Genomic DNA, 15,172 nt, shown 5'->3' with positions numbered 1-15,172 from the left:
TATTAATATTTTGGGCTGTCTACTGATTTTTATATCTTAGACAGTCTTTTTTCTTTCCCTACACTTAGTGGAGGTAGTATAACTTCACCTATCAGAATTTCATCTAATCCTAAGATATCCCTTATCTGCTTCTTCCTTTCGTAATATATGGATTTCGAATATTTTTCGCGGCAAATATCCTCGCCATAAAAATATATTTCTGTGACGTATGCAATCAAAGCAGATTTTGTCCGAGGTGGTAACAATTGCTTATTAATCAAATCCAATATATCCTGCAACGATGAGTATCTAACCCCGCTACTTAATCCATTTCTAATTAGACCTTTTTGCAGAAATTTAGTTGCTACTTCTGGTCTTAAAACATCTGTTGCCTTTCTACCTGGACTTATTGAACGAATATCGGCATCTGACAGTTCGATTTCATACCTTAGTATCCCCTTTGCCCTCTCAACATGGCGCTTCTTACTCTCATAATCCTTTTGCTGCATTACCTCCTCTTTTTTATCATAAACCTTTTCCTTTCTTTTCTTCGCAATCCATTCTACAGAGTCAAAGTTGCCGGTTCCAGTTCCGGTATATTCACGTCTCTTATACTTTGGGATGGTTAATGACGTAAGTGCTTTTAAGTAATGCTTTACATTATTCCCAACATAAAAGTTCTTACAAATATGAACCTTCTCAACAGTATAGGACTCTAGAAACGGGATTCTTGATAAATCCAACTTCAATTTGATTGAAAGATACTTCCGAATCACTTTATTTAAAACGTCTATATCGTTATGACCTAGTTCATATACATTTGTTCCATTCAAAAATTTAGGAATTGAAAGTTCAACTTTTAACCAACTTTTGGATGGTTCGAACTCCTTATACGTATAATGAATAACTGGTTCGCCCTGCAATTCATCGCCACGTAATGTTTTGAATATAGTAGGGGAAGTATCAATCCTTTGTTTATTAATAGACGTATTAGTTCGTGTCCATTCAACCTGTTCTATCTCATCTTGTGATAAGTGTATAGGTACACCAAACTTTACTGTATCAAACAATATCCTCACTCCGCTTAACCGTATACTTGTGCACGTATTACTTTGACATATCATTGCTCTTACTTAATTCATAATGCCTATTAATGATATCAGTCAGCTCGTTAATAAATTGGTTTCTATTGACTTCCTTTTCTCTTATCCACTCCTCAATACTCCCATTGCAATCAAAATCTATGATAGGGAAATCATTTACATTAATTTTTTCCATGCTTGATCACCTCACTTTCTTGATTGAAATCATAACACAATTAAATTAAAAATATCAATACCCCTATCTAATATTTTAATTATATGGTATATTATATTTAGAAAATAAAATGACAGGAAGTGAAACAATGAAGAAGATTACATTAAATAAGACAAATCTAACGGATCTTTCAGGCCTATCTATTGGAAAAAGAGTACGTTACATTCGCGAACATCTTCAAGACGAGTGTGGGAATTCTTTTAGTGGAAAAAGCGTAGCAAATCGAATTCAGTTGTTTTCTCAATCTACTTTAACAACGATTGAAAGAGATAAAACGAAAGATATCCCATCGAAGGTTTTATACGCCATTGCCAAGGATTTTGGGGCAGACTTATATATGTTTTTTGATGACTTTTATAAAAATAGGAGCCCTGAATCAGTTGTCTTAATTCCACCTTTATATAACAAGGATGACCCTGCTAAGGAAAATAAAGATGATAGTGAACTTCTTAAAACTCAAATGGCAATTGAAACTAATCCCCTACTCGAAAACGAATACGCAATAAAAACGACGGTTAGTAAAGTAGCTTCAAACGAAGATGAACAAATAACGTTTATCTTTAAGAGTAGAGTAAAATATTCCGAACAACATTTATTTTACTTACTCTCCCATATTATTAATCAAATTAATACGATAGATGTAACTATCGAACCAGAACTTGCCGATAGTAATAACCAACTAGATTCCATCAGACTAGCTAAAGATTATATTCAATATGGGAAAACTTCCTTACATGCATTTCCATGGTATTCAAGCAAAGGCAAATTAGGATTAGATAACAAAGCCTTTGAACAAGCAGTTAAATATACAAATATGTTATCTAATAATCTCAAACACAATCTGGAAGAAAGGGAAGATAAAAATGACTAATCCAACTAAAGCTGCACTATATGCACGCGTTAGTACAGAGGAACAAGCCACAGAAGGATATAGCATTAAAGCTCAGATTGGGGAAATAGAAAACTATGCTAAAAATAACAACATGGAGATCGTTGCGAGATATGTTGATGAAGGTGTAAGTGGAAAAAGTATATCTGGAAGACCTAAGATGAAACAAATGCTAAAGGATATTGATGCCAACCTTTTTAATACTATCATAGTGTATAAGATTGATCGTATTTCACGTAAATCAAAAGATTCCATGGAAATTGCTGAACGATGCGAACAGGCTAATATTAGCTTGATAAGTCTTAGAGAGAATTTTGACTATGCAACCCCTATGGGAAAAATGGTATTTCAGATGATGAGCAATATTTCAGAATTTGAAAGGAATGTTATTGTAGAACGCGCCAAAATGGGCATGATACAACGTGCTAAGGAAGGGTACTACAATGGAGGTAGAGTTCTCGGATACGATAGCATCAATAAAGAGTTAGTCATTAACGAAGAAGAAGCCCATGTAATCCGCTTAATTTTTGATTACGCTGAACAAGACCTAGGTTACAAGGCAATTGTATCCCGTATAAATACCATGGGCTATAAAACAAAACGAGGACATGATTTTTCCATTAATACCATTAAACAAATCCTAGACAATCCAATTTACATAGGTAAAATTCGTTTTAATATGTATGAAAATTGGGCTGAGAAACACCGCAATGGAAAGAACGAGGATTATATTTTAGTTGATGGAAAACATGAAGCCATCATTGAACAAGAGCAATGGGATCGTGTACAGCAATTTCGTAAAAAACGTTCTGTAAAACCTGCACGTTCTAATAAACCATATATATTAAATGGTCTAGTTCGTTGCCCAAAATGTGGGTATGGAATGGTTTCAGCATCATCGAAAGGCTCAAAAGGTAAGAGGTATCGTTACTATGTATGTGGACAATTTCACAATAAAGGTAGCAAAGCATGTAGTGCACATTCCATACGTGCAGATCTTGCGGAGCAGCAGGTAATGGAAGAATTAAAACGTATTGTATCTGAACCATATGTATTAAATCAAATTATTGATAATGTTAATGTGAAGCGTAGAGATGCTTTGACTCCAATTAATGATGAGATTAAGGTACTACAATCTAAGTTAAATAAGGTAGAAGTTCGGATTAACAACATAACTGAGCAATTAATGGACGACCCTTCATTAGTAGCCATTTTCAAACCGAAGCTAAAAGGGCTTACACAGGAACAGCAAGATTTTCAAAACAGGATTGAAGCATTAAATAGTGAATTAGGAGAATGTGATACAACGCCTATAGATGCACAGGCACTTCATCACCTTTTAAGTAACTTTGAGAAAGTAATGCAAGATGCTAATCCCGAAAGACAAAAGGCATTACTCCGCTTATTCATAAAGAATATACAGATTAGTAAAGAGGCACCTCGAGGGATTGGGAGACATATAGAGAAGATAAATCTACACTTTGACTTTACAATGGAAGGTTTAGAGGAACAGTCATTGGAGCTATTGGATGCAGTTGGTATGGATTATATTGAGCCAGTGGAGAGTTGGATGCTGGAAAAAAAGGATGGTAAAATGTTGAGCGAAATGATGGATTCGCTTAATATTTTACCCTTAAAAGATGTACGGTTCCCCCCTATTAATCCTAAACCCCCGATAAACCTGCTCCAACAACACCAACCGCATCAACTGATGTGGAAACGTCATCTTCGAAAAGGACAGCGCATAATCACTCCGCTTCTGCACCGCCTCACTAATCCCAAGTGACCCACCAATCACAAACGCAATCTTACTCTTCCCATAAATAGCTAGCTGATCCATCTTATTCGCCAGCTGTTCCGAGCTAATCATCTTGCCGTTAATCTCCAATGTAATCACATACGTATCCTGCTGCACATGGGAAAGAATCCGTTCGCCTTCCTTGCGCTTCACTTCCTCCATTTCCGCATCACTCATATTCTCCGGTGCCTTCTCATCCGCTACCTCCACGATATCCACCTTGGCATAGGCAGATAATCGCTTCAAATACTCCGCGATACCTTGCTTTAAATACTTCTCTTTTAATTTTCCAACCGATATAATCGTTATTTTCATTAATTTCCCGTCCTTTTCGCGTGCTGTCTTCATTAGTGTATCAAATCCAGCCTGTTTTCACACTTATCGACCTGTCTACTTACTATCGTTTTTACTTTCCCATAATATTACGGCTACGTAAAGAATACATTAGATTGATGAAGAAAAAAGGGGAGATAATGACTTGAAGGATTATATAGAGAGTGCTTCATATGAGCATCAATTTTGGCTGCGTGTCCTGCGTGATCATGCAACCTTTATTCATGAGTCGCTATATCCAGAAGAAGAGGAGAACATCGAGAAGGCAGAAGCATTTAAGCACACATTTGATACCTTATTACAGAAGGCGGATGATCTTTCGGATCATAATGTCATTGCCTTTACTAAGGAGGCGGAGACGGGGGCTGAGAGGCTAAGGGAATTTAAGCTTTCTATTTTGAGGAGGGAGCTTTCAGGGGATATCGGCGTCCATCTTACTCCGACACGCTTGAACCATATGGTCAATGAGTTGGATGAATATGTATTGGTGATAAGCAATTTAAAAGAAGGAAAAGCTGCCCCCGTCTTTCATGAATTACATCATCACTTAATCTGGCTACCTGTTGCCTCTGGTCATGCAGGATTAATTCAGGCAGAGCTAGATGGGGTGGAAAAAGGGTTGAAGGGGAAAAGCCAGCAGTTTGCTATGCAATTTGACCAATTTTACGTAAAGGCTATTGAGCTTACCGGATATTTGCGAACAAACCTCACCACCTTTCCTGCCTTAATGAAGTTCCATGAGGATGTGGAAGTCGAGATGAACTTATTTCGGAATTTTCTTCAAGAGCTAAAGGAAATGGTACGATCGGATATGGTATTACGCACCTTCTCTATGCTTACCGCAGACCATATGGACCGGGAAGTTGGCTACTTTTTAAACAAGCTTGCCCAATCAAGAAAGATGAGCGGTCGCGATAATGACCCAACACCTTAATCGATAAAAGAAGAAGCTTCTATTTAAGGCCATTGGCTAAAACGATTCTAATAGGTTTATAACGTAATTTATTTTAATATTCAAAAACAAACAGTACGAACCTTGCTCGAAAGAACACCGAGAACCTTCTATCGCTCCCTCAAATCAGCTAATCTGTACAAAACAGGGCGACTTTTAATAAGCTTTCATATGCCAAAAAAATTAGGGATTGCCCTAAGCAATCCCTTCTAAGCAAAGTTCTAATGTACAGCTCCGTTCTTTCTCTTTTTCCGAGAATCCACCACCATATGAAACGCCATCGCTAACCCAAATGCAAAAAACCCCACAATAACGACGTTTAATACAATGCCTACAAAACTAGTACTCGGTAAATAAGCAAACAGCAAAGCCATAGGAATTAAAAATACCAGATCCAACAAGCCCATTCGATTAAAAACGTGTTTCAAATCATCCACGATCATCACCCAATCCTTGTGAATTTACAGTACGCCTCAAGCTTTATCCTTACCGAAAAGCCCTAATGCTTGGTGAAGATAATAACAAACTGCACTATAATTCTCTCCACCCAACCAGGATAACGCTTTCTTTAATAACAGAGTAAGCAAAAATGGAATAATTTTCAATACTAATGAAAGATGAAATAACGCTTTTTACTTCACTAATAGAATCTCATTTTAATACACGAATAAATACCACTATTCCCAATATCCTCACACCACTTTCCCCTCCCTAAAATCCAATTTACATACCAGAATCCCCCCAACACACGGTTATCCATTGACATTCATCGACATATATTTACAATGAACTTAGAGAATTCTATATTTTCCTACTGGGATGACTAGTATCCTAGCCATTTATTAGGATTTCCTACAGTGAAATTACGCCTTACTTCATTTAAAAAGAACCTATGCCGATACAATAGAAGTGCATTTATGAAAAGGAAGGCGCTACATACTAGATTAGGACTAACACTTGATTAGAAAGGGGGATGATCGTGCATCAAGTTAAGCTGCTCCAGTTGATCCGTATTCATAAGCAGGGTGATACACACTATTTACATATCATGCTTCATGCCAACGAGAAGACTACTTATTATTGGCAAGTAGACCGGGAGACAGCAATTCGGCTGCAAGCCATTACTGATTTTTCAAAAGGGTACTTCTACCAGCTATCATGGGATACAACCCATCGTCAAAGTCACATCACCCAGACATATCGTAACGAAAGCAAGAATTTGGGTTTTATTTGTTCCAAGCGTTATGCAGAACAGCTTACACAGATTCAGCATGCGGAATCTACCGAACAATTGGAGGAGCTAGCCTTTTTATCTCGTAATCTAGCATTTAAGCAGGAAACTAGCTTGTCCGGTTCCCGAAAGCAGCGAAAACAACGCAAACTTCCTTGGCCACTTACTGCTACTTTCATTTTACTACTTGCTATCTTGTCTTCCTTTACTTGCCACGCGATTTTTACCAATGTGAATGCAGACTCAGAAAAACAGGAAGAGACGCCAGAACAGCCTATACAAGAAGAGCCGAAGCCAGAGACCATGCTACCTGAGGATACGATGCCCTTGGAGGAAAAAAGGGCGATTCCTGCAGTCGCATTAAATGCGGAGATTTCCTCGGGGCTTGATGAGGGAATGGTTGCCCTTACGTTCGATGACGGGCCTTCCGACTATTCGAAGCAGATTGTCGATATCTTAATGGAATTCGGCGCTGGTGGGACGTTCTTTTTGATTGGGTCCAATATGGACGAGCATCCGGATAGTGTGGAGTATATCCATGACAATAACTTCTCGATTGGCACCCATTCGTTGAATCATATTAATTTTGCCAGCAGCTCTTTAGCAACGCAAAAAGGGGAACTGCAGCAATCCATTGAGATGATAGAGGCTGTCACTGGGGAAGCGGTAACCTTATTCCGTCCGCCATATGGCCAAATGAATGAAGATACAAAGCAGCTTTCGCGTGAATTAGGACAGCGAATCGTCCTATGGAATAATGACCCCAAGGATTGGGAATCACGTAATGCCAGCAACATCCTCCAACAGGTGAAATCACAAGACGTATCTGGCTCTATTATTCTCCTTCATGAGACCGAAGCAACCGTAGAGGCACTACCGGAGATTATTTCCTATTTACAAGAACAAGGCTTACAGCTTGTTTCATTACAATAGATTCAGAAATAAAAGGGAAAGGAGTACAAAAGCTTGAAAAGGAAACGTAACAAGAATCGTTTGCTGACCTTTACAATTCTATCGAATGATGCGAATCAGGTCGTCAAACGATTCCATATGAACAAAGCTTTTTTTTACAGCCTGATGGTGCTTCCCATTATTCCGGTTATCGCACTCATATACTTCATGACGATGAATCAACATAGTCAGGCTGAAATCGAAGAGCTAACTGCTCACTTACAGCTAGAAACAGCAAAAAGTGAGAAGCTTGAACGAACGGTTTCGATTTTAGAGGAGGAAACCGGGGAAACAAAGGAAAGACTAGTGGAGCTAACCGCGCTGGAGGAGCAAATGCGCCAATACATCGATGAATTACCTACGATTGTAGAGCCGAGCGGTGGTCTACAGGTTTTAGCGGATGAAACGAATATGGTCGAAACAGAAGATGGCCTTATAATTCCGTCCTCTGAGCTACTAGAACGATATAAGCAGACACTTGCCATGGTAGACGAGATTAGTGAGGAGCTACAGTATACACCGACCGCCTGGCCTACGAACCCGAATACCATCACCTCTGATTTTGGCATTCGTAATGACCCACTAAATCGTTCCTCTTCCTTCCATAGTGGTATCGATATTCGTGGTCAGTATGGGACACCAGTATACGCTACGGCTGATGGACGGGTTACGTTAGCGAAGTATTATGGCAGCTATGGAAATACGATCAAAATTAAGCATTCCGACACGTACGAAACCTTATATGGTCACTTAATGAGCATAGACGTGGAGCAAGGCGATATGGTGAAGAAGGGCGATATTATCGGCGAGATTGGTAGTACTGGTCGCAGCACTGGACCACATCTGCATTACGAGGTACTACAGAATGGCGAGCCCGTTGATCCGAAGCCATACTTTAATATTTACGGCGAATTCGATATCGAATAGCCATTCAGAAAGGATGTCATGAGAATATTGAATAAGAAGAAAATGGAAAAGGTAATCGAGACGATTATCGGTTCAGAAACTGTCATTGAAGGAAAAATCACCCTACCGACTAGTCTACGCGTAGACGGTAAAATACTTGGTGAAATTGAGTGTAGTGGCGATGTCTACATCGGGCAAAACGCCTATGTCGAGCCAAGCATTAAAGCAAAGAATATCGTCATTGCCGGGGAAGTAAAGGGCGATATCGAAACATCGGAAAAGATTCAAATCGAGGCAAAAGGAAAACTAACCGGTACTGCCACCTCACGCGGAATCATCATTGAGGATGGTGGGATATTTAATGGAAACAGTGTCATCGTCGATAGCGATGAAAAAGGAACTAATAAGAAAAAAACAGAAAAGATTGTGGCTAATTCATAGAGGGGAGATTGGTAGATGTCAGAAGCTCAGTTTATCGCATTGCAGAATGAACTCTTTCAGCTTTTTCAGGAGGGGAATATCGCTCGCGTTTATCCGCTGATTGAAAAGGCAGAGCAAACCTTTCCCAATCGATTAGATAAAATTATCTTTTGGAAAGCATGTGCCTATGCGACGGAACATAAGCTTACCGATGCCCTAACCGTGCTTCAAGAAGGGTTAGCGAAGGGAATTTGGTGGAATCCCATCCTCCTTACGCACGACCCAGATTTGAAAGAACTGCAAGCATTAGATGAATTTCAAACCATTGTTAGCAGATGTAAAGCGATCGTGGAAAGTACGAAGCAAGTCGCTACTTCTCCACTTTTTACCTATGGGAATGTACGGGCAGAAATTGGCTTATTTTCATTACATATGAGGGGGACGAATGCCGCTGACTTTGCACCGTATTGGCTAGATGAACAGACGTCACAGGACTACTTTTTCGGCTTTCCACAATCCTCACAAGTCTTTGGCTATAATGCATTTTGTTGGGACAATCAAGAGCTCATGCTAGAAGACCTAACAAGGACCTATGCAGAATACAAGGCAAAAGGGAATACAACGGAAGATATACTAGCAGGCGGTTCACAAGGTGGCAAGCTAGCGATTGAATTATCGCTAAAGCAAACATTTCAGACGAAGGGATTTATTGCCGTTATCCCAGCAATACAAGACCTCTCCGGGTTCGAGAGGATAATTGCGGAAAATTCGCGTGACACCGTGCGTGGTGTAATCATTACCGGTGACCAGGATCCATTCTATGAGAAGACGGTTCAATTAGCGGAGCTGTTTAAGCAGCATGGTATACCGTGTAAATTGATTACAATTAAGGGGCTCGGGCACTTTTTCCCAAGTGATTTTACGGGATTGCTGTCCGAGGCAGTGGATTATGTGCTGGATAGATAGGCAGTGGGAAGGGGGAATTTCTATTATTAGGGATTCCTTCCTTTCAGGTCTTTACTAAAATTATTCTCCAACTAATCGTGATTTGCCTTTCCATAAGTCTTTCTAATTCAATATTCCCTGTTTCCGTTCCTACATATTAACATAGTATATGTTTCATGCCACTTACTATAACAGAAATATTACAGAACACGACTTTATATAAGCCTAATAGAAAAGCTGTGATAATAAATCTGACTCACAGTTCATATTATTCAAGATTTTCTGCAATCCTTTTTAGTTCTTTCGCACGAGAGATAATAAAATTTGTCATATACTTTTCTAAAAATAATTTGTCTGCAATAATACCAACTATACCAAGAGGTGACTTATACTTAAAGATATCTATCATTATAGTCCCGCCATTCTCTTCTACGAACCGATGGGTATGTGTAAAAGAATTAAACGCTCCTTTTACCATAACATCAACAAACATGGTGGGCTTTTCCATATGAGTTACTTTTACTGTTAATTTTTGTCTAATACCAAAGTGAGTAGCTTCCCAAGTAACAGTATCTCCCTTTTTTAATAAACCTTGTGTAACCCCACCAACAGCTTTTTCCTTTGTTTTAGAAGTAGTTAGAGTATGTATTTCTACGTTTCTAGCAAGGTCAAAGCATACATCCAGCGATGCTTGAATAAATTGCTCATGCTTAATAATAGGCATTAGCTAGCTCCTTTATAAGAATATTATTATTACCTATATTCATATCCTCTTTCACTTAATTGGATAAGAATACCGAAATCTTATAATAAATGTAACTCTTGCTAAGGCAGATTAACAGTTACATATTCTAGATACCCAATGAAAATCTTTAACAACCTTATATAATCCCAAAGTATCACTATGAGCGATAGTTTAAGAATGGTCAAGTGTGATTGATATTACTATTAACTTTATGGAAACGGTTGAATTTTTACTCAATACCCTCTCTATCGTTTCACCTACTAAATGGTATACCGTGTAACTTGATTACGATTAAGGGGCTCGGGCACTTTTTTCCAAGTGATTTTACGGGATTGCTGTCTGAGGCAGTGGATTATGTGATGGATAGATAGGCAGTGGGGAGGGGGAATTTCTATTATTAGAGATTCCTTCCTTTTATGTCTTTACTAGCGATGGTGGCATGATTATACCTTCTTTAGTACAACATTTCTTATAACTTGTATCAACATAACTAGTAAACTTGCTATTCCAATTGATCGAAGAAAAGAACGATACTCCCCATCCCAGATAAGCATACCCAGAAATGAAACAATGGACATGATGATGAAGAGAAGCGAACTATTTTTCTCTTGCTTAAACATGGCACATATACTATACGATAGTATACTAATCCCCAGAAACAAACCTAATCTTATTAGGATCTCCATATGATGATCCACTCCAACTAATCGTGATTTTTTTCCATAAGGATCTCTACTTCCAAAGTCTTTGTTTACGTTCCGACATGGTTTCTTCCGAATGAAGTAGCGCCATTACTTCCATCGACTATTCTTCTGCAGCAAGCTCTCTAGCTTCTCATCCGCATTCAAAAGCACACGCTTCATCTCTTTTATCCTTTTTTCCTTCTGCTCCATTTCCTCATATTTCACTTGGAAAAGATCCTTGATTTGCAGGATATTATCGTATTCCGCTTCAGTCAATTTTCTTTCCGGATCAGCATCCTTTGACCAATCGAACAGCAATTTGATCTCCTGAAGGGCAAAACCAGTATCTTTTAATTTAATGATCGTTTCGATTGTTTGTTTATCTTCCTCGGAATAATCTCGGTGCTTCTGCTTCATGACAGGTTGGATGAGGCTTATTTTTTCATAATAACGTATGGTGTCCTTACTGAGACCTGTTAGCTTAGAAAATTGAGCTAATTTCATCATTTCACCTACTAAAGTAAATTGCGGATAAGTAAAAAGGTTAATAAAGTGTGGAAGGCAAAGCGTGTCATATGATGCCTCCAATTAATTCTCCCCTGCGTTTTCATTCCCTCTATAATTGCTAATACATGCAAGAAAACAAACGCTAGAACAAAGGAGATGACGACGTTTGTTTTATTGGGTATCCACATGATGAAAAGCATACTAATGGATACCAATAAGAATAAGCATCGCTGGATTTGAAATCCCTTTTCCTTCCATTGTGCAATTGCCGCTATTCCTGTTAATACGGCATACAGCCCCGCTAAGCTATATGTAATGATTACCATGCTATTCACTCCTCTCTTTTATTTCATTTATCATAAAAGATGGAGTGAACTCCATGTCAACCTAGAAATATGAACTGCTTTATGATAATTTCCAAGCCGGAATTAACGAATGGAAATCAAAAAAATAACTCATGAAGATATGAACAATAGTATAAATAAGCAAGATTGTGCTATAAGTTAGAAGCCACTTTAGAAATGGCTTCTTCAGGAATACATATAATAGCAGCATTCCTACTGGAAATGGGGTTAACACGATGAGCCAGATAGGCGCACCAAATGCCTCGGTAAGGGCACCAAGGGTTACAACAGCGGTACCGATAACAAACGCCTTCCAGAGTGCTATACCATTTTTCACTACATGACTCCCCACGTAATAAGACAAGGATGTAAGGGTAACAGATAATAGATAACTTATAAAATAGCTCATTTTACACACTCCATTTTTTCGATTTAGACGGATCTCGTTACTATATATTATCAAGATACCGTAGTGTGGTAGGTGAGACTACTGTCGGTGGTCATGATATGGCTAAATGGAGTGTGACTTGAGTAATTTTATTTTCTTACTTAGTAGGAATGCTAACCTACAAAGTATAGAAAGCTAATAAGGATAAAATAATTAATTTCTAATGCAGCATAGGGAACGTAGGGAAAATATACAAAGTAGGACATGCGCCCTAAATTAAATAAGATGCACCCATCCTACGTGAACATGCGCCCAATACCAAAGATCATGCACCCTTCTTGTGAGAACATAAGCCCAAAGTGGAGGTAGATGCGACCGACACGGGAGAGGATGTGCCCTAAACCGAAGAACATGCGACCGACTCAAGAGTACATGCGCCCGCGCACACCCCAGATACTACCTTTCACGGCAACCTTGAACCCTTTCTATTTTACACTCTCGTAACCTTAAAAAAATCCTCATATAACTCCATAATGCCATCCCTCTACCCGAGAACCTTCCCTAAATCATTCCATTCATAGGTTAATAGATTCAATTCTACTCCCGCCATTTTAATTTTCTCCGTTTTCGCTAGCGTAGCACCATAGCGTTCATAAAAATAACGGCTGCTGTTTGCCTCTAACACTTCCACAAACACCTTCTTATAGCCTAGCTGCTGTAAATGCTGGAAAAGCTGGGTAAGTAGTTTGATTCCAATTCCCATCCCTTGGTATTCTTCTAGCAAATAAATCGACGTAATGTCTCCGGAGTTCGGAACATGATTATCCTCTCTCTTCCCACAATCAGCGAATCCAACAATTTCTCCTTCATCCGTTTCCGCTACCAATACATAATTATCTTCTCGAGCAATATTGTTCTTCCATAGTTCTGTGCGCTTCTCATAGGATAAATTATTCAAGAATGACTCCGGGAGAATTTTTCGATAGGTTGTTCTCCAACTATCAACATGGACTTTGGCAATACCTGCTGCATCTGAAATTACTGCTTTTCTAATTTTCACGGGAACCCCTCTTTCTATTTTGCTATTCTTATACCAGTTTAAATACCCTTTATCTGAAAATACATACGACTATTATAACAATTTCTCACCACTTTTGTTTGTCTATACAGAATTTTTCTAATGTTAGTTACCTATACATATGATAAGATTAACTATAAATGCACGGGAGAGGATAGCTTGTTTTCATTTGATGTGGATGGTGAAATTACCTTAGGGTTATTAGATAAGCGTAATGCCGAAGAACTGTTGCATTTAATAAATTATTCTCGTGATGAATTACGAGAGTGGCTAGGGTGGATCGATAGTACGACTACGATTCATCATTCGATACAATTTATCGAAGCGAATTGGGCTATATTTGAGGAACGAAGTGGATTAATAGTAGGGATATTTTACCGTGGGCGACTTGCTGGGATGGTTGGCTTTAATACCATTGACTGGGTAAACCATATTGGCATTATCGGCTACTGGCTAGGAAGTCCTTTCCAAGGATATGGGATTATGACGAGATCAGTAACGGCCATGATTGATTATGGCTTTAACCAGCTCAGCTTAAATCGAATTGAAATACGAGCAGGCTTTGAAAATGTCAAAAGCCGGGCAATACCCGAGCGATTAGGCTTCCAAATGGAAGGAAGGATTCGCCAGGGGGAATGGTTGTATGACCATTATGTAGACCTCGTCCTATACGGGATGCTTGCATCGGAATGGGACTATTAAGGAGAAATTAGTATGAAGTTTTACCTTGCATCTGGATTGGAAAATAGAAAGCTAGTCCAATATGTTCGCGATCGTCTCTTACAGGCGGGTCATCATCAGACATATGACTGGACGAAAAATGAACGAGCAACAACTGAAGCTACGTTGCGCGATATTGGTACTGCTGAATGGAAAGCAGTCATGGAAAGTGATGTTGTGTTGGTGCTTCTTCCTGGAGGAAGGGGGACACACACGGAGCTTGGGATAGCACTTGGCATGCAGAAGGAGATTCATCTGTATTCCAAGGAAAAAATAGACCCGGCTACAGCTACGACCTTTTACTATGTAGACGGTATTCAGCATCATAATGGGAGCATTGATTCCTTTATCGATGCTATCGTATCAATCGAGAAATAGATAGAGACGGAGGAAATAGAGTGACAACGATATATCTAGTACGACATGGGGAAACAAATTGGAATGCGGAAAAAAGAATGCAAGGTCAAACCGACATACCGCTAAATGATAAAGGTGAACAGCAGGCAACACTTTGTGGTGCTGCACTAAAGCCGGAAGATTATGATGTGGTCATTTCTAGTCAATTACAACGAGCAAAGCGAACGGCAGAGATCATCAATCAGTACTTAGGGCTTCCTTTTGAAGTGATGGAGGATTTTGCGGAACGTCACTTTGGTGATGCTGAGGGACTAACATTTGATGAGCGTAATGAGCTTTATCCTGATCATGAGTATCCGAATCAGGAGGAATTAGAAGCTTTCTCCACAAGAGTAATGAATGGCTTGGAAAAGGTTCGCCAAAAGCATCCGAATAAACGGGTATTGTTAGTTGCCCATGGTGCTGTTATTTATCGTATCCTATCCAATCTTTCCGAGACGGAACTCAATCTTTCCGGAAGAAAAATTGAGAATACGAGCATCTCCACGATTTATTGGCAGGATAGTAACTGGGTAATCCAGGATTATAATCGAATCGATCATTTAAAACAAATAACGAAGGCTTAACTT

18 protein-coding genes and 1 pseudogene are annotated in these 15,172 nt (G+C 39.0%); 10 read left to right on the top strand and 9 right to left on the bottom strand.

Annotated features, from left to right (window positions below; genetic code table 11):
• Positions 1 to 29: 29 nt before the first annotated feature.
• Positions 30 to 1,049 (bottom strand): hypothetical protein, encoded by a 1,020-nt coding sequence (locus MKY78_RS10200; protein ID WP_339217728.1) that lies wholly within the window; start codon positions 1,047 to 1,049, stop codon positions 30 to 32.
• Between the two features lie 37 nt (positions 1,050 to 1,086).
• Positions 1,087 to 1,257, bottom strand: a complete 171-nt coding sequence (locus MKY78_RS10195; RefSeq protein WP_339217727.1) for a hypothetical protein — start codon at positions 1,255 to 1,257, stop codon at positions 1,087 to 1,089.
• Positions 1,258 to 1,384: 127 nt separating this feature from the next.
• Here MKY78_RS10195 and MKY78_RS10190 point away from each other — a divergent pair, with 127 nt between their 5' ends.
• Positions 1,385 to 2,167, top strand: coding sequence for a hypothetical protein (locus tag MKY78_RS10190; protein WP_339217726.1), 783 nt, complete (start codon positions 1,385 to 1,387; stop codon positions 2,165 to 2,167).
• Positions 2,160 to 3,203: pseudogene (locus MKY78_RS10185) on the top strand (recombinase family protein); the annotation flags it as partial. The gene MKY78_RS10190 and the pseudogene MKY78_RS10185, both read left to right, overlap by 8 nt.
• Positions 3,204 to 3,818: 615 nt before the next feature.
• Here MKY78_RS10185 and rlmH read toward each other — a convergent pair.
• Complete coding sequence (rlmH, locus tag MKY78_RS10180) at positions 3,819 to 4,298, bottom strand: 23S rRNA (pseudouridine(1915)-N(3))-methyltransferase RlmH (RefSeq protein WP_339217879.1); 480 nt, start codon at positions 4,296 to 4,298, stop codon at positions 3,819 to 3,821.
• A gap of 163 nt (positions 4,299 to 4,461) precedes the next feature.
• Between rlmH and MKY78_RS10175 the strand changes: the two genes are divergently transcribed.
• Positions 4,462 to 5,250, top strand: coding sequence for a DUF2935 domain-containing protein (locus MKY78_RS10175; RefSeq protein WP_339217724.1), 789 nt, complete (start codon positions 4,462 to 4,464; stop codon positions 5,248 to 5,250).
• Between the two features lie 239 nt (positions 5,251 to 5,489).
• On the opposite strand, the gene MKY78_RS10170 is transcribed toward MKY78_RS10175, so the two are convergent.
• Positions 5,490 to 5,705: a DUF6007 family protein gene (locus tag MKY78_RS10170; RefSeq protein WP_339217723.1), complete on the bottom strand. Its 216-nt coding sequence runs from the start codon at positions 5,703 to 5,705 to the stop codon at positions 5,490 to 5,492.
• Positions 5,706 to 6,247: 542 nt separating this feature from the next.
• On the opposite strand from MKY78_RS10170, the gene MKY78_RS10165 reads away from it, so the two are divergent.
• The 4 genes from MKY78_RS10165 to MKY78_RS10150 are packed head-to-tail and all read left to right on the top strand — an operon-like array spanning position 6,248 to position 9,742.
• On the top strand, positions 6,248 to 7,432 hold the full coding sequence (locus MKY78_RS10165; RefSeq protein ID WP_339217722.1) for a polysaccharide deacetylase family protein: 1,185 nt from the start codon (positions 6,248 to 6,250) through the stop codon (positions 7,430 to 7,432).
• Between the two features lie 33 nt (positions 7,433 to 7,465).
• The gene (locus MKY78_RS10160) at positions 7,466 to 8,377 is read left to right on the top strand and encodes a M23 family metallopeptidase (protein ID WP_339217720.1); all 912 of its coding nucleotides are present in this window, start codon (positions 7,466 to 7,468) and stop codon (positions 8,375 to 8,377) included.
• Between the two features lie 18 nt (positions 8,378 to 8,395).
• Positions 8,396 to 8,797, top strand: coding sequence for a polymer-forming cytoskeletal protein (locus tag MKY78_RS10155; protein WP_246521245.1), 402 nt, complete (start codon positions 8,396 to 8,398; stop codon positions 8,795 to 8,797).
• A gap of 15 nt (positions 8,798 to 8,812) precedes the next feature.
• Positions 8,813 to 9,742 carry a DUF3089 domain-containing protein gene (locus MKY78_RS10150; protein WP_339217718.1) on the top strand — a complete coding sequence of 310 codons (930 nt, stop codon included), beginning with the start codon at positions 8,813 to 8,815 and terminating at the stop codon, positions 9,740 to 9,742.
• A gap of 247 nt (positions 9,743 to 9,989) precedes the next feature.
• On the opposite strand, the gene MKY78_RS10145 is transcribed toward MKY78_RS10150, so the two are convergent.
• The 5 genes from MKY78_RS10145 to MKY78_RS10125 form a co-directional block, all read right to left on the bottom strand.
• On the bottom strand, positions 9,990 to 10,445 hold the full coding sequence (locus MKY78_RS10145) for an SRPBCC family protein (protein WP_211740833.1): 456 nt from the start codon (positions 10,443 to 10,445) through the stop codon (positions 9,990 to 9,992).
• 812 nt (positions 10,446 to 11,257) lie between these two features.
• Positions 11,258 to 11,653, bottom strand: coding sequence for a MerR family transcriptional regulator (locus MKY78_RS10140; RefSeq protein WP_339217717.1), 396 nt, complete (start codon positions 11,651 to 11,653; stop codon positions 11,258 to 11,260).
• Between the two features lie 11 nt (positions 11,654 to 11,664).
• On the bottom strand, positions 11,665 to 11,982 hold the full coding sequence (locus MKY78_RS10135) for a hypothetical protein (RefSeq protein WP_211740832.1): 318 nt from the start codon (positions 11,980 to 11,982) through the stop codon (positions 11,665 to 11,667).
• A 79-nt stretch (positions 11,983 to 12,061) separates the two neighbouring features.
• A complete protein-coding gene (locus tag MKY78_RS10130; protein WP_339217716.1) occupies positions 12,062 to 12,409 on the bottom strand; it encodes a hypothetical protein in 348 nt (115 codons plus the stop codon).
• 523 nt (positions 12,410 to 12,932) lie between these two features.
• Entirely contained in the window at positions 12,933 to 13,448 is a 516-nt protein-coding gene (locus tag MKY78_RS10125) for a GNAT family N-acetyltransferase (protein WP_339217714.1), read from the bottom strand.
• A 177-nt stretch (positions 13,449 to 13,625) separates the two neighbouring features.
• Between MKY78_RS10125 and MKY78_RS10120 the strand changes: the two genes are divergently transcribed.
• Genes MKY78_RS10120 through MKY78_RS10110 form a run of 3 tightly spaced genes read left to right on the top strand, consistent with a single transcriptional unit; the run spans position 13,626 to position 15,169 of the window.
• Positions 13,626 to 14,168 carry a GNAT family protein gene (locus tag MKY78_RS10120; RefSeq protein WP_339217713.1) on the top strand — a complete coding sequence of 181 codons (543 nt, stop codon included), beginning with the start codon at positions 13,626 to 13,628 and terminating at the stop codon, positions 14,166 to 14,168.
• 12 nt (positions 14,169 to 14,180) lie between these two features.
• Positions 14,181 to 14,564, top strand: a complete 384-nt coding sequence (locus MKY78_RS10115) for a nucleoside 2-deoxyribosyltransferase (RefSeq protein WP_339217711.1) — start codon at positions 14,181 to 14,183, stop codon at positions 14,562 to 14,564.
• 20 nt (positions 14,565 to 14,584) lie between these two features.
• Positions 14,585 to 15,169 carry a histidine phosphatase family protein gene (locus tag MKY78_RS10110; protein WP_339217710.1) on the top strand — a complete coding sequence of 195 codons (585 nt, stop codon included), beginning with the start codon at positions 14,585 to 14,587 and terminating at the stop codon, positions 15,167 to 15,169.
• Positions 15,170 to 15,172 lie beyond the last annotated feature (3 nt).

It is taken from the genome of Ornithinibacillus sp. FSL M8-0202, from assembly GCF_037975285.1.
In the GTDB taxonomy this organism is placed as follows: Bacteria; Bacillota; Bacilli; order Bacillales; family Amphibacillaceae; genus Ornithinibacillus; species Ornithinibacillus massiliensis.
This window is presented reverse-complemented; position numbering and strand designations above follow the sequence as displayed.